Genomic DNA, 14,309 nt, shown 5'->3' on the forward strand with positions numbered 1-14,309 from the left:
GGACAACTTAGATTGCCCAGCCGCCCGCGTAGAACGCCACCAGCGCGACGGCAATCACAACGGTGCCGATGTTCAGCTTGCGCCACTCGCCGGAGACCAGACGCCCAATCACCAGCGACGCGAAACCGATCATGATGCCGGTCACGATATTACAGGTCAGCACGATAAAGACCGCCGTGATGAGGCCTGACATCGCATCCACAAAATCAGCAAAATCGATTTTCGCCACGTTGCTCAGCATCAGCAGACCAACGTACATCAGCGCAGGTGCGGTCGCGTAGGCCGGCACCAGGTAGGAGAGTGGAGAGAGGAACAGGATCAGCAGGAACAGCACGCCAACGGTAATGGCCGTCAGGCCGGTTTTACCGCCTGCCGCCGTACCCGCAGCGGACTCGATATACACCGCAGCCGGAGCCGCGCCCACCAGACCCGAGAAGACGCTGCTCAGGGAGTCGGTGGTCAGCGCTTTGCCGCCATCGATAATCTGACCGTCTTTATCCAGCAGGTTCGCCTGCCCCGCGACGGCACGGATGGTACCCGTTGCATCAAACACCGCGGTCATCACCAGCGCCAGCACGCTTGGCAGGATCACCGGGTTCAACGCCCCCATGATATCCAGACTGCCAATCAGAGAGTTGCCTTTGTCATCGCTCAGCGACGGCATGGCGAAAATCCCGGAGAAGTGAACGTTAGGATCGAAAATCAGGCCAACAATGGACACCCCGATAATGGTCAGCAAAATGCCGCCCGGGACTTTCAGTTTTTCCAGACCAATAATCACCGCCAGACCGATCAGGGACATAATGACCGGGAAGCTCGCGAAGTGCCCCAACGCCACCGGCAGACCGTCCAGCGGGTTCTTGATCACCAGGCCGACGCCGTTTGCGGCAATCAGCAGCAGGAACAGCCCGATACCAATGCCGGTGCCATGCGCCACGCCCTGAGGCAGGTTGCGCAAAATCCAGCTACGGATGCCGGTGGCGGAGATAACGGTAAACAGTACCCCCATCAGGAACACGGCACCGAGCGCAACCGGTACGCTGATGTGCTGACCCAGAACCAGGCTGAAAGCGGTAAAGGCGGTCAACGAGATTGCACAACCGATCGCCAGCGGCAGGTTCGCCCACAGGCCCATCACGATGGAGCCAACGCCCGCCACAAGACAGGTAGCAACAAAGACGGCCGCCGGTGGGAAGCCCGCTTTACCCAGCATACCCGGAACGACAATGACGGAGTAAACCATCGCCAGAAACGTGGTCAGACCGGCAACGATTTCCTGACGCACGGTGCTGCCGCGAGCCGAAATTTTAAAGATGGCGTCAAGCGAACCGCCAGTACGCGCAGATGGCGTAGACATAGAAAACATCCCCTGAGAGTTTTTATAGAAAGTCCGTAAGCGTGGTGGAGACGCCACTGCCAGCTAAACGTCAAATCCGTGTTTTGCATTTGCGACGAAAGGGGCGTCACAGAAAAAGCAAACGTTTAGCTCCGCGCTTACAAACGGGTGGTCAAATTAAGGCAAACGATTATCTAGCCTAATCCCCGCCCTTTTCAACTGAACTTTATCGTTTTTCGCTAAAATTCCCTTATGACGCTGAAGAAATAAACAGAGGATGCGCAAACGTTATCGTCTGTGCGCAATTTGTTTACATTTCACTCCCCACCAGGAATCGATAACGGGCCACCTTGCTCCAGCGTTTTTTGCCAGCCAGGACTGCTCTCTACTTTTTTCTTCCAGGCCTGGGTATGCGGGAGGTTATCGATGCCACCGCGCGCCAGCAGGGCAAAAATCGGGAAACTCATCTGAATATCCGCCATGCTGAGCGCGTCGCCGGCAAACCAGCTGTTTTCGGCAAGATGCGACTCAATAAAGCGTGCATGGGTTTCAAGCTGGCGGTTGAGATACGCTTTTTGCACTCCCTGCCCCAGCGCTTTACCCAACGTGCGGATACCAAACGGCACGGGCGGCTTACCGAGGCTACTGAAAACCAGCTTCATCAACAGCAGCGGCATTAGTGAACCTTCGGCATAGTGCAACCAGAAGCGGTATTGCACCTTATGCGCAGGATCCAGAGGCTTAAGCCGCGACTCAGGATCGTAGGTTTCCTGAAGATATTCGAGGATGGCCCCCGACTCGGCGAGGATCAGGCCGTTATCTTCAATAACCGGCGATTTGCCCAGCGGGTGCACTTTTTTGAGCGACTCAGGCGCCAGCATGCTCTTTTCGCGCTGGTAACGAACAATCTCATAGGGCAGGGAAAGTTCTTCCAGCGCCCAGATCACACGGTGTGAGCGGGACTGGTTCAGGTGGTGTACCGTGAGCATTGTGTTCTCCTTTTATTCATACTTTTTAACTATAGAAAATCGAACAACACCGCGAAAAAAATTCGCCTAAAAAATGGCCTGACCGACTGGCGAAAAGACGGGTCTTGCATAGAATTAAAGTGTCAGCACAATCCGGAACCTCCCCAACACGCTCGACATGAGGGGTGCTGATGTCGGGGGAAACCCTCCCGTGAACCAGCGGGATAGAGTGAAAGACAAAGACCGGGAAAAACTAAAGCGCCCTTTTGTGGCGCTTTAGTTCTTTATGAGGTGCGGTATGAGGTGCGGTTTTCCGCCGCATCTCAGTCTTCCTCCAGCAACCGCGCCCCTGTCCCCTGCTCACCCAGCCTGTCGCCCGGGTTACGCAACGGACAATCACTGCGCGACAAACAGCCGCAGCCAATGCATCCGTCCAGTTCATCACGCAGCGCTACCAGCGTGTGAATGCGTCGATCCAGCTCTTCACGCCACTGAGAGGAAAGCTCTTTCCACTCTTTCGGGCTGAGAGAGTGCCCTTCCGGCAGCACGCCGAATGCATCGCCGATGGTGGCCAGGGGGATTCCGATTCGTTGGGCAATTTTGATAATCGCGACATAACGGAGCACGTCACGCGTGTAGCGTCGCTGGTTTCCGGCGTTTCGGATGCTTTTAATTAACCCTTTGCTTTCATAGAAGTGGAGCGCCGACACCGCAACGCCGCTTCGCTTCGCCACTTCGCCGGGGGTTAACAACGCTTTAATTCGCGGCAATCTCTTTTCCATAAAACCTCTTTACCTCAAGTTAACTTGAGGAATTATACTCGCCCGCAGAGAAAACGACGAATCAACCAGGGCAGTTGTATCTACAGAGGGGCAACCTTATGTCGCATCAGCAAATTATTCAGACACTTATTGAATGGATTGATGAACATATCGACCAACCGTTGAACATTGATGTGGTCGCTAAAAAATCCGGCTATTCGAAATGGTATTTACAGAGAATGTTCCGTACCGTTATGCACCAGACGCTGGGTGAGTACATTCGTCAGCGCAGACTGCTGCTGGCAGCGCAGGCCTTACGCTCAACGCAGCGGCCCATTTTTGATATCGCGATGGATCTGGGATATGTGTCGCAACAAACCTTTTCCCGCGTGTTTCGCCGCGAGTTTGACCGCACACCGAGCGACTATCGCCACCAGTTGAATTAATGGCTCTCAATGCAAAGGTTGCTGCTGCCAGGTCATAAACTCCTGGGGCGGCATCGCTTTCGCGAAGTGCCATCCCTGACAGAACTGAACGCCACGCTTCAACAACCAGCTCACCTGCTCTGCCGTTTCCACCCCTTCCGCAATGGTTTTAAGCCGCAGGCTTTGTGCCATCTCAATAATATGCTCGGCGATAAGGTGGCTGGTGCTGTTGGTTGTTAGGGTGTCGATAAAGGATTTGTCGATTTTCAGAATATCGACATTCAGCGAATAAAGGTTGTGCAGGTTAGAGTAACCCGTTCCAAAATCATCAATCGCCACTTCGTAACCCGCCTGACGGAACGCCTGAATAACCGGGGTGGTTTTAGGGACATCAATAAAACCGCGCTCCGTGACTTCGATTTTAATTTGCTGCGCACGCACGGCGTAGTGTCGGGCCTTGTCTGAAATCATGGCGATCAGCCGTGAAGAGTGGAAATCCGTGGCCGACAGGTTAATCGAAATATAGAGATGCGGATGTGTTGCCAGGAATGTGCCCAGATCGCTGAATACCTCTTCGACAACATAATCCGTAATTCGCTCGCTCATGCCCTCTTTTTCCGCCAGCGGAATAAATTCAGCCGGGCTCATGACCGGTCCGTTAAAGCCAGGCCAGCGTAATAACGCCTCGGCTCCCACGCACTGGTTGTTCTTGATATCAATAATCGGCTGATAGTGAACACAAAGCTGGCGTTTATTGAGCGCTCGCTGCAGTAACCGCCCGGGAGAATTAAGTTCACGATGGGTGCGAGACCACACCAGCAAAATAATTATGCTGCAGATCATCCCCAGCGGTAGCGTCAACGTCGCCTGGTGATAAAGCATTTCATAAAAACGTTTATTCGACGTCGACACGATAGCGGCAATAGGCCGTTTTGGGGATTTGACGACCGTATAAAAACGGTTATCTTTTTGAAATACCGATTCCTTATCCCGAATCATCGAACTTAATAAAGAAACATTCGCGCGCTGACTGACGGAAAAGAATGCATTCGTTACCGTGTCGTATACCCCCCACGAAAGGGAATGATCTGTCGACATTACTTCGCTGTAGGAAAGCGGATTGACCACCACAACATAATTTCCGCGCTGCATATATGTCATTTTATAGCCAGTAAAAAATGGCGTATCGCGATAATAATAGATAGCAACGTCAGGTTTACGTGTGTAATTAGCCGTGGATATCAGATAAGGTTTGGCGGGTGTAAAAACGGTCGAACAAAGAAAATTCTGACCTTCTGCATAAATTAAATCCGCAACAAACAGACGACCCCGAACAACGTTCAACATATATTGGCGATGTTCTGGTGTACAACGCTCACCCTGATATTTTTCAGCCTCGTCGCGGGCCAGATCAACCTGTTGAATTACCAGCTCTGTTTTGTCTAACGCCAGTTCAGCAAAGGTGCGTAGTTGGGAGCTTGTTTCCGACACGGCTCTTATCTGGGCAAACCATAGCGCAAGCATCACCGGCAGCATAACTACCATGATGATCCCTACCACCCTGAGCATCTTGCGCCGCGCGCTACGATTCATTTCCCGCCCTATATCCCTGCATGTTGTACGCCTGTAGTAATGAAGGCCGGATGCTTTGTTTAACAGGTGATTACGTTGCATGAATCATGCGAAGTTAGCAACTGACTTTTAGTATTAAAAATCTTAATTTTCGTTATGACGATAATATTTTCCCGTAAGCTAAACTGTAAGTATTCGTTCCGTTTCAATTAAGGAAAATAATTATCCAGCGGGTACGGGAGGTTTGAAGATAACACAACAGAGGATCGTTGATTAAGCCAAACTTCTGGCAGTGTGAAAAAACAACAACGGCAACATGACATTTTATGCTATTTACTCGCGCGTATTTTGTTTTTTGATTTATAAATAATCAGCAGCCACCACCGTTTTCCCCCGACCCGTACGCTTGGCGTCATATAATGCTTTATCGGCACGCATCAGTAATCCTGAAGTATCGCGTTGGCCCTGGCAAACCTCCACCGCCCCGGCGCTGAATGACAGCACCAGCTTTTTCTCTCCCACCACGAGCGGGTTGGTTTTGAGGGCAGTACGTAGCCTCGCCGAAAAAAGGGCGCCCGCGTTGCCGTCGGTTCGTGCCAGCAGGAGCAAAAACTCCTCGCCGCCCACACGGCCAAGCGCAGCGTTCTCGGGGCTTAACTCACGGATAGCCTGGCAAAAGTGGATAAGCGCCCGATCGCCCACCTGATGCCCCCACCGATCGTTGATCTGTTTGAAAAAATCCAGGTCAAACATGAGCACGCAAAAATGGCTGTCAGCATCCTGCCTGGCATTTACCGCCAGCGCGGATTCCAGCTGCTGTAAAATGGTTGAACGGTTAAAACACCCGGTAAGATCGTCCGTGGTCGCTTTCACTTCCAGCTGCTGTTCGGCTTTTTTACGTTCGGTAATATCAAGCCCGATATTCAGGACTGAGCTGTCCGGCAGCAGAATGTTTGACCACAAAACCGTCAACGGCGTACCGTCTTTACGCAATGGATGCCACTCGTACATATCCTTTAGCGGCGAGACATTTACCGACTCCCTGACCCGTCGCCGTTCTTCCGGGTCGGGGTAAAACAGTGAGAGCGGATCGGCATGGGCGCTAATCTCCGCCATTGTCCAGCCAAACACTTTTTCACACTCAGCATTCCACAGCACGCAGCGGTTAAATTTATCGAATGAGTTCATTAAAACAGGCGCTCGTTCAAACAGGGTTTTATATTGGGTCACCACACGCTGCATTTCCTGCGCTGTTTTTTCACGAACGATAATTTCTGAAAAATAGTCTTTTAATTTTTCGACCAGTACCGCAACAATACTTTTCAGGATGGCCAGAGAATATAACGGCTCAGCAAACGCCAGAAAGAAATAGCCGCTGCCTTGTCCGTTATGGGTTGAAAGCTTGCATAACACCCCGCTTTGCAATTGCGAATAACCCGGATGATGAGCGGAGAATAATGCGCGGCCGATATTCTCTTTCCAGTAGACGACCCGCCACGCACGGTGATGCTTCTCCAGCAGGGTACCGGCAAGAAAATCGGCCACCTCAAATGAGTGACAGGTCACTTCACCGGCACAGACCACGCGCTGCAGCCCGTCAGTATCAACGCTAATCCAGGCCAGGCTTGCCCCGAAGGCCCGGTTGATCGTCTCAAGCATCTCGCCCAGCGAACAATGGGCGTGAAGCTGGGGCATCAGATCTGCCAGCGCATGCAACGCCCGCAGGCTGTCATTAACAATCTCACGTCGTTTTTCTTTCATTTTTTTCGCAGATTATTAAGCGTTAAACCGGACGCAACTTTCTTCAGATTCAAAAATCGGCGAGCCAGAGCAGGATGCTGAATATCAGCACAGCTGGAGTGCGAGACGTTGTGTGTAATTAAAAACGTACAAAGAGAAAAAAACCAATAAAATTCAAAAACCTGAATTATAGAATGCGAGTAAATTTATTTATCCACTCAAGCATAATCCAAAGGATTGTTGCTGTAAACGTTCTACAGCACACCTCAATTTGCAGAGGATTTGTTATCTCAATGAATTTATTACCTGGAAGCGATAAAAGGGGGTCATTAGCGTGCAAAGATATATTTTCCCCTCAATCCTCGTGCGACGCCTGGCTGTGATAATTCCTGCTTTTTTCACCCGTCTGAGGCTGGCGAATAAATCAACAAATGTGATATAGTTCACACATATTGTGTAACGAGAAACACTGTTTCATTCAGTTCGTCTGTTTTGTTGAGGATGGGTTTTATGGCAACCATTACTACCAGCATGGTTCTCCTGCGCTGGCCTTTGTTAAGTGCGGTGCTGATGTTCCTGGCCAGCACGCTAAACATTCAGTTTCGTAAATCTGACTATGCTGGCCTTGCTGTCATCAGCACCCTGTTGGGGTTGGGCGCAGCATGCTGGTTCGCAACGGGCCTGCTTGGCATCACCCTGCTGGATCTCGCTGCCGTCTGGGAAAATATTAAAGTGGTCATGGTGGAAGCCATGAGCCATACCCCGCCAGACTGGCCGATGGTGATTACCTGATCCCTGAGATGAATAAAAAAACCCAGACCGAGGTCTGGGTTTTTTATTTTAAACCGTCGGATATCAGAACGGAATATCGTCGTCGAAGTCCATTGGGGGTTCGTTAGACGGTGCTGGCGCGGACTGCTGCTGTGGGCGAGACTGCGCGCCACCGCTGAACTGGTTGCCGCCCTGTGGCTGCTGAGGCTGACCCCAACCGCCCTGCTGCTGCTGACCGCCACCTGCTGGTGCGCCACCGCCCTGACGGCCACCGAGCATCTGCATGGTGCCACCCACGTTGACCACAACTTCCGTGGTGTACTTCTCAGCGCCGGCTTGATCGGTCCATTTGCGGGTACGCAACTGACCTTCAATATAAACCTGAGAACCTTTACGCAGATACTCACCAGCCACTTCCGCCAGTTTGCCAAACAGCACAACGCGGTGCCATTCGGTCTGCTCTTTCATCTCACCGGTCGCTTTATCACGCCAGGATTCGGAAGTAGCCAGCGTAATGTTGGCAACTGCGCCACCACTCGGCATGTAGCGTACTTCCGGGTCCTGGCCCAGATTACCGACGAGAATCACCTTGTTTACGCCTCTGCTGGCCATGTTCGTGTCTCCTGAATACGTTTCTTAATAGTGTAAACGCGCGAGTGTACCATTTCCACGCTGCAATTTGCATAGTTGCGTAGTCGGTTCCGAAATCTCTCGCGAACTCGACATTGTTACACAGTGAATCAGAAAATGCATTCCAATACTGTATATTCAAACAGGTCATTTTGTGTCATAATTAGCCGTTTCTGACAGCCGTTTGTCCTTCAAACAAACCAGGCAATCCGTGTTCCAACCGGGAAAGGTGAATGGATAAGATCGAAGTTCGGGGCGCCCGCACCCACAATCTCAAGAATATCAACCTCATAATCCCTCGCGACAAACTCATCGTCGTGACCGGGCTTTCGGGGTCTGGCAAATCCTCACTGGCTTTCGACACTTTATATGCCGAAGGACAGCGTCGTTACGTGGAGTCACTCTCTGCATACGCACGTCAGTTCCTGTCACTGATGGAAAAACCGGATGTAGACCATATTGAAGGGTTATCACCTGCTATCTCCATTGAGCAGAAATCCACCTCGCATAACCCGCGTTCAACGGTTGGTACGATTACCGAAATTCATGACTACCTGCGTCTGCTGTATGCACGCGTGGGTGAGCCGTGCTGCCCGGATCACGACGTCCCGCTGGCCGCGCAGACCGTAAGCCAGATGGTGGATAACGTGCTGTCGCAGCCGGAAGGTAAACGCCTGATGCTGCTGGCGCCCATCATTAAAGAGCGTAAGGGCGAGCACACCAAAACGCTGGAGAACCTGGCAAGCCAGGGCTATATCCGCGCCCGTATCGACGGCGAAGTGTGTGACCTGTCGGATCCGCCTAAGCTGGAGCTGCAGAAGAAGCACACCATCGAAGTGGTGATTGACCGTTTCAAAGTCCGTGACGATCTGGCGACCCGCCTGGCCGAATCCTTCGAAACCGCGCTGGAACTCTCTGGCGGTACGGCCGTGGTCTCCGATATGGACAACCCGAAAGCGGAAGAGCTGCTCTTCTCCGCCAACTTTGCCTGTCCGATTTGTGGTTACAGCATGCGCGAGCTGGAGCCGCGTCTGTTCTCGTTCAACAACCCGGCTGGCGCCTGTCCGACGTGTGACGGGCTGGGCGTACAGCAATATTTTGACCCGGACCGCGTGATCCAAAACCCGGAGCTGTCGCTGGCTGGCGGTGCGATCCGCGGATGGGATCGTCGCAACTTCTACTATTTCCAGATGCTGAAGTCGCTGGCAGAGCACTACAAATTCGACGTCGAAGCCCCGTGGGCCAGCCTGAACCCGAACGTGCACAAAGTGGTGCTGTTCGGTTCCGGCAAAGAGAACATCGAGTTCAAGTACATGAACGATCGCGGTGATACCTCCGTGCGCCGTCACCCGTTTGAAGGGGTGCTGCACAATATGGAGCGCCGCTACAAAGAGACCGAATCCAGCGCGGTTCGCGAGGAGCTGGCGAAGTTTATCAGCAACCGTTCCTGTGCGACCTGTGAAGGTACGCGTCTGCGCCGTGAAGCTCGCCATGTGTTTGTTGAAAACACGGCGCTGCCGACCATCTCAGACATGAGCATCGGTCACGCGATGGACTTCTTCAACAACCTGAAGCTCTCCGGCCAGCGCGCGAAAATCGCGGAAAAAGTGCTGAAAGAGATCGGCGATCGTCTGAAGTTCCTGGTGAACGTCGGCCTGAATTACCTGACGCTTTCCCGCTCCGCAGAGACCCTCTCCGGTGGCGAAGCTCAGCGTATCCGCCTCGCGAGCCAGATTGGCGCAGGCCTCGTCGGCGTGATGTATGTGCTGGATGAACCCTCAATCGGCCTGCACCAGCGTGACAACGAGCGTCTGCTCGGCACACTTGTCCACCTGCGTAATCTCGGTAACACGGTGATTGTGGTTGAGCACGATGAAGACGCGATCCGCGCCGCTGACCACGTTATCGATATCGGCCCGGGCGCTGGCGTACACGGCGGCCAGGTGGTCGCGGAAGGAACGCTGAAAGATATTATGGCGGTGCCGGAGTCATTGACCGGCCAGTACATGAGCGGCAAGCGCAAGATTGAAGTGCCGAAACAGCGTGTACCGGCGAACCCGGAAAAAGTGCTGAAGCTGACCGGCGCCCGCGGCAATAACCTGAAAGATGTGACGCTGACGCTGCCGGTTGGGCTGTTTACCTGTATCACCGGCGTATCCGGTTCCGGTAAGTCGACGCTGATCAACGATACGCTGTTCCCGATTGCGCAGACGCAGCTGAACGGCGCGACGCTGGCCGAACCGGCGCCGTACCGTGACATCCAGGGGCTGGAGCATTTCGATAAAGTGATCGATATCGATCAGAGTCCAATCGGGCGGACTCCGCGTTCCAACCCTGCCACCTATACGGGCGTGTTCACACCCGTACGTGAACTGTTTGCAGGTGTGCCGGAAGCGCGTTCACGCGGGTATACGCCAGGACGTTTCAGCTTTAACGTGCGCGGCGGACGCTGTGAAGCGTGCCAGGGCGACGGGGTTATCAAGGTTGAGATGCACTTCCTGCCGGATATTTACGTGCCGTGCGACCAGTGCAAAGGCAAACGCTATAACCGCGAAACGCTGGAGATTAAGTACAAAGGCAAAACCATCCACGAAGTGCTGGATATGACCATCGAAGAGGCGCGTGAGTTCTTTGACGCGGTTCCTGCGCTGGCGCGTAAGCTGCAGACGCTGATGGATGTGGGCCTGACCTATATTCGTCTGGGGCAGTCTGCCACCACGCTGTCTGGCGGTGAAGCACAGCGCGTGAAGCTGGCGCGTGAGCTCTCCAAACGCGGTACCGGCCAGACGCTGTACATTCTCGATGAGCCGACCACCGGTCTGCACTTTGCCGATATCCAGCAGCTGCTTGATGTTCTGCATCAGCTTCGCGATCAGGGCAACACGATTGTGGTCATTGAACACAACCTGGACGTGATTAAAACCGCGGACTGGATTGTCGATCTCGGCCCGGAAGGCGGCAGCGGCGGCGGTGAAATCCTCGTCTCCGGTACGCCAGAGACCGTTGCAGAGTGCGAAGCCTCGCACACCGCGCGCTTCCTCAAACCGTTGCTGTAATTGTCACACGGAGAGTTGCTGTCGGGTCGCTTCCGGCAGCAGCTCTACCGCCTGCTGATAAGACGCGTCCACCAGATAGTAAATTTGCGAACCCGGCAGTGAACCGTCGAGATAAACGGTGCTCCAGTGCGCTTTGTTGAGATGCTTGCTTGGCCGGACGTCATGGTGCTGCTGGCGTAACAGCTCCGCCAGTTCCGGGCTGGTTTTCAGCGACGCCGCCGGGCGACCCTCAACCTCTTTCACCATCGCAAACAGAATATCCCCCACTTTAATCTGCGTGGCTTTCCAGTCGCTGTGAACGCTTTGCTCAGCGCCAGGTTTACTCATGCAGTACTGAAGTAGCTCCGAAATTGTCATCTTTATTCCCCTTGTAGCGTTGCGATAATTTTACGCGAACCACCGTGAATACGATGTTCTCCCAGCCAGATCCCTTGCCACGTTCCCAGCAGTAACCGACCATTGTGCACCGGCAGCATCAGCGATACGCCCAGCAGAGAGGATTTGATATGCGACGGCATGTCATCTGCTCCCTCATAGTCATGTTCATAAGGGGCGTTGTCCGGAACGGTTTTGAGAAAATGCTGCTCCATGTCAGACCGGACGGTGGGATCGCAATTTTCATTAAGCGTGAGAGAGGCTGACGTGTGCTGAAGCAGCAGATGCAGTAACCCCGTCCTGATGCGCGAGAGGTCGCGAATTTGCCCAATGACTTCATCAGTCACCAGATGAAATCCACGAGGTTTCGCGCTTAAGGTCAGGGTCTGTTGATACCACATGTGCTGCTCCGTTATGAAAGATGAATCTTTCTAAGTGTGCAGCAAGAAAGCGAAAGGTAAAACCCACAGCGGCGAGATTTGATTAAAAAAGAGGCAGCCTCGCCGCCCGGCGGTTAATACTCAGAATTAACAATTACTTCTTCGCCAAACTTTCCGGCCATTGGCAACGGTCGATACGTAGAGTTTGAGGCGCGTAGCACCCTGATCCCTCTGGCTCCGACGTCATGCGCGGCGGTGATATCGTTATCTGAATCGCCATAGAAGACTTTGATGTTCTTCTGTTCCAGCCATTGGGTTTTGGTGTTTTGGCCGGGTTTGTCGCCGGCAAAAATAACCGGATTCATGCTGGAAGCCGGGATCTGAAAATCATCCTGCAGCGTTTTAGAGACGGTTTCGGTTTTGGTCTGGCTGCGTCCGGTCACAAAGTAAATGCTGTCACCGCGTTTAACGTGCATGGCGATAAGCGCGCGCGCCACCTCTTTAGGAATGCTGAACTCGTCCCAGCCGTTATTCATCTTTTCCCAGAACTCGGGGTTCTTCAGATACGCTTCGCTGTCCGGTGAGTAGGTTTTTTTGCCCCGCCAGAATCCCGGGCTGGAAAACAGGACCGTATCGTCGATATCAAATCCTACAGCCATTGGCGGGCGCCCTAACAGGCTATTTTCGATTTGGGCTACGGATACCCAGTGAACAGGTGCTTGCTCGGCAAGCATGGCGGCTGTTGTGCCGGTGTAAAGCGGCGTCGGTGCGGAAGCGCGCGCGACGACGGCACTATTTAGCGAGAACAATAAGCAGGCGGCGCTGAGCGCCAGTGTGATCTTGCGCATGTTTTCCCCTGAATATTCAGTTTGTTATCGTTTTATTTTGAGTGAATGGTCAAAAAACTATCCGACCATAACCCCGGGGGGAGATGAAGGGAAGGAGTTTTTACTTATGAAGCTGAATAAAAAGAAGAAGATCACAAAGCGCGGATGGGGTCTGAAAGCCCGGTAGACGCAGCGCCACCGGGCAAGATTTTTGTGCGTCCTGATGCTCTCATTCGGCCCTCTCCCGCAGGGAGAGAGGGATGATAGTGAGTGCTTACATCACTGCAGCAAACGCCTGCGCAACACGATGAACGTTGCTGGCATTAAGCCCCGCCACGCACATACGGCCGCTGGAAATCAGGTAGACGCCGAACTCTTCACGCAGGCGATCGACCTGAGCCGCGCTGAGGCCGGTGTAGCTGAACATCCCGCGCTGCTTAAGCAGATAGTCAAAATTATGCCCTGGGACGGCCTCTTTCAGCACGTCGACCAGCTCCTGACGCATCGTCAGGATGCGCTTGCGCATAGATTCCACTTCGGCGATCCACGACGCTTTCAGCCGATCGTCACCCAGCACCGTGGCGACTACCTGCGCACCAAAGTTTGGCGGGCTGGAGTAAATGCGGCGCACGGTCGCCTTCAGCTGACCGAGCACACGCCCGGCCGCTTCAGCGTCCTCACAGACCACTGACAGGCCGCCGACGCGCTCACCGTACAGGGAGAAGATTTTTGAGAACGAGTTGCTGACCAGCGCAGGCAGTCCGGCGCTGGCAACGGCGCGGATAGCGTAGGCATCTTCTTCCATGCCCGCCCCAAAGCCCTGATAGGCGATGTCGAGGAAGGGGATCAGGTTACGCGTCTTCAGCACGTCGATTACCGCATCCCACTGGGCATTAGTCAGGTCTGCACCGGTCGGGTTATGGCAGCACGGATGCAGCAGAACAATACTGCGCTCCGGCAGCGTATTCAGTTTTTCCAGCAGCGCGTCAACACGCACGCCGTTGGTTTCGCTGTCAAACCACGGATAGGTCTGCACCGTAAAGCCTGCGCCCTCAAAAATCGCCACGTGGTTTTCCCACGTCGGGTCACTGACCCACACACCAGAATCCGGGAAGTATTTTTTCAGAAAGTCAGCGCCAACTTTTAATGCGCCCGAGCCACCCAGCGTCTGGATGGTCGCCACCCGTTTTTGTGTCAGCACGGCGTGATCGGCACCAAACAGCAGCGGCGCAATGGTGTTGCGGTAGCTGTTTAACCCTTCCATTGGCAGATAGAGCGAGGCCCCGTGCGGGACGGCATTAAGACGCGCTTCCGCTTCTGCCACGGCTTGCAACTGAGGAATAATGCCCTCCTCGTTGTAATACAAACCAATACTGAGGTTGACTTTGTCGCTGCGAGGATCTTCTTTGAAACGCTCCATTAAGGAGAGAATGGGGTCGCCGGCATAGGCGTCAACTTTCTGAAACAC

General features: G+C 53.5%; 13 protein-coding genes. 3 read left to right on the forward strand and 10 right to left on the reverse strand.

Going from position 1 to position 14,309, the window contains the following annotated elements:
• Positions 1-7: 7 nt before the first annotated feature.
• The 3 genes from ghxP to soxR all read right to left on the reverse strand — a co-directional run bounded on the left by ghxP (position 8) and on the right by soxR (position 3,086).
• Positions 8-1,357 carry a guanine/hypoxanthine transporter GhxP gene (gene ghxP / locus BJP35_RS05110; RefSeq protein WP_020882835.1) on the reverse strand — a complete coding sequence of 450 codons (1,350 nt, stop codon included), beginning with the start codon at positions 1,355-1,357 and terminating at the stop codon, positions 8-10.
• A gap of 296 nt (positions 1,358-1,653) precedes the next feature.
• The gene (locus BJP35_RS05115) at positions 1,654-2,325 is read right to left on the reverse strand and encodes a glutathione S-transferase family protein (RefSeq protein ID WP_025206386.1); all 672 of its coding nucleotides are present in this window, start codon (positions 2,323-2,325) and stop codon (positions 1,654-1,656) included.
• Positions 2,326-2,627: 302 nt separating this feature from the next.
• The gene (soxR, locus tag BJP35_RS05120; protein WP_014168225.1) at positions 2,628-3,086 is read right to left on the reverse strand and encodes a redox-sensitive transcriptional activator SoxR; all 459 of its coding nucleotides are present in this window, start codon (positions 3,084-3,086) and stop codon (positions 2,628-2,630) included.
• Positions 3,087-3,184: 98 nt separating this feature from the next.
• On the opposite strand from soxR, the gene soxS reads away from it, so the two are divergent.
• Positions 3,185-3,511 carry a superoxide response transcriptional regulator SoxS gene (gene soxS, locus BJP35_RS05125; protein WP_013095071.1) on the forward strand — a complete coding sequence of 109 codons (327 nt, stop codon included), beginning with the start codon at positions 3,185-3,187 and terminating at the stop codon, positions 3,509-3,511.
• Positions 3,512-3,517: 6 nt separating this feature from the next.
• Here soxS and BJP35_RS05130 read toward each other — a convergent pair whose 3' ends face one another.
• Both BJP35_RS05130 and BJP35_RS05135 read right to left on the reverse strand, forming a co-directional pair.
• Positions 3,518-5,083, reverse strand: coding sequence for an EAL domain-containing protein (locus BJP35_RS05130; RefSeq protein ID WP_047742377.1), 1,566 nt, complete (start codon positions 5,081-5,083; stop codon positions 3,518-3,520).
• Positions 5,084-5,422: 339 nt separating this feature from the next.
• Positions 5,423-6,823 (reverse strand): sensor domain-containing diguanylate cyclase, encoded by a 1,401-nt coding sequence (locus tag BJP35_RS05135; protein WP_047742375.1) that lies wholly within the window; start codon positions 6,821-6,823, stop codon positions 5,423-5,425.
• A 489-nt stretch (positions 6,824-7,312) separates the two neighbouring features.
• On the opposite strand from BJP35_RS05135, the gene BJP35_RS05140 reads away from it, so the two are divergent.
• Positions 7,313-7,594, forward strand: a complete 282-nt coding sequence (locus tag BJP35_RS05140) for a YjcB family protein (RefSeq protein ID WP_020882839.1) — start codon at positions 7,313-7,315, stop codon at positions 7,592-7,594.
• 63 nt (positions 7,595-7,657) lie between these two features.
• Here BJP35_RS05140 and ssb1 read toward each other — a convergent pair whose 3' ends face one another.
• Positions 7,658-8,185, reverse strand: a complete 528-nt coding sequence (gene ssb1 / locus BJP35_RS05145; protein WP_020882840.1) for a single-stranded DNA-binding protein SSB1 — start codon at positions 8,183-8,185, stop codon at positions 7,658-7,660.
• A gap of 251 nt (positions 8,186-8,436) precedes the next feature.
• On the opposite strand from ssb1, the gene uvrA reads away from it, so the two are divergent.
• On the forward strand, positions 8,437-11,259 hold the full coding sequence (gene uvrA / locus BJP35_RS24155; protein ID WP_047742373.1) for an excinuclease ABC subunit UvrA: 2,823 nt from the start codon (positions 8,437-8,439) through the stop codon (positions 11,257-11,259).
• A 3-nt stretch (positions 11,260-11,262) separates the two neighbouring features.
• Here uvrA and BJP35_RS05160 read toward each other — a convergent pair whose 3' ends face one another.
• The 4 genes from BJP35_RS05160 to tyrB all read right to left on the reverse strand — a co-directional run bounded on the left by BJP35_RS05160 (position 11,263) and on the right by tyrB (position 14,309).
• Positions 11,263-11,616: an MmcQ/YjbR family DNA-binding protein gene (locus tag BJP35_RS05160; RefSeq protein WP_014168219.1), complete on the reverse strand. Its 354-nt coding sequence runs from the start codon at positions 11,614-11,616 to the stop codon at positions 11,263-11,265.
• A gap of 2 nt (positions 11,617-11,618) precedes the next feature.
• Positions 11,619-12,035: a secondary thiamine-phosphate synthase enzyme YjbQ gene (locus tag BJP35_RS05165; protein WP_014168218.1), complete on the reverse strand. Its 417-nt coding sequence runs from the start codon at positions 12,033-12,035 to the stop codon at positions 11,619-11,621.
• Between the two features lie 113 nt (positions 12,036-12,148).
• On the reverse strand, positions 12,149-12,862 hold the full coding sequence (gene aphA, locus BJP35_RS05170) for an acid phosphatase AphA (RefSeq protein ID WP_014168217.1): 714 nt from the start codon (positions 12,860-12,862) through the stop codon (positions 12,149-12,151).
• A 253-nt stretch (positions 12,863-13,115) separates the two neighbouring features.
• Complete coding sequence (gene tyrB, locus BJP35_RS05175) at positions 13,116-14,309, reverse strand: aromatic amino acid transaminase (RefSeq protein ID WP_047742372.1); 1,194 nt, start codon at positions 14,307-14,309, stop codon at positions 13,116-13,118.

The sequence above is a fragment of the Enterobacter sp. J49 genome (assembly GCF_002148625.1).
GTDB lineage: Bacteria > Pseudomonadota > Gammaproteobacteria > Enterobacterales > Enterobacteriaceae > Enterobacter > Enterobacter ludwigii.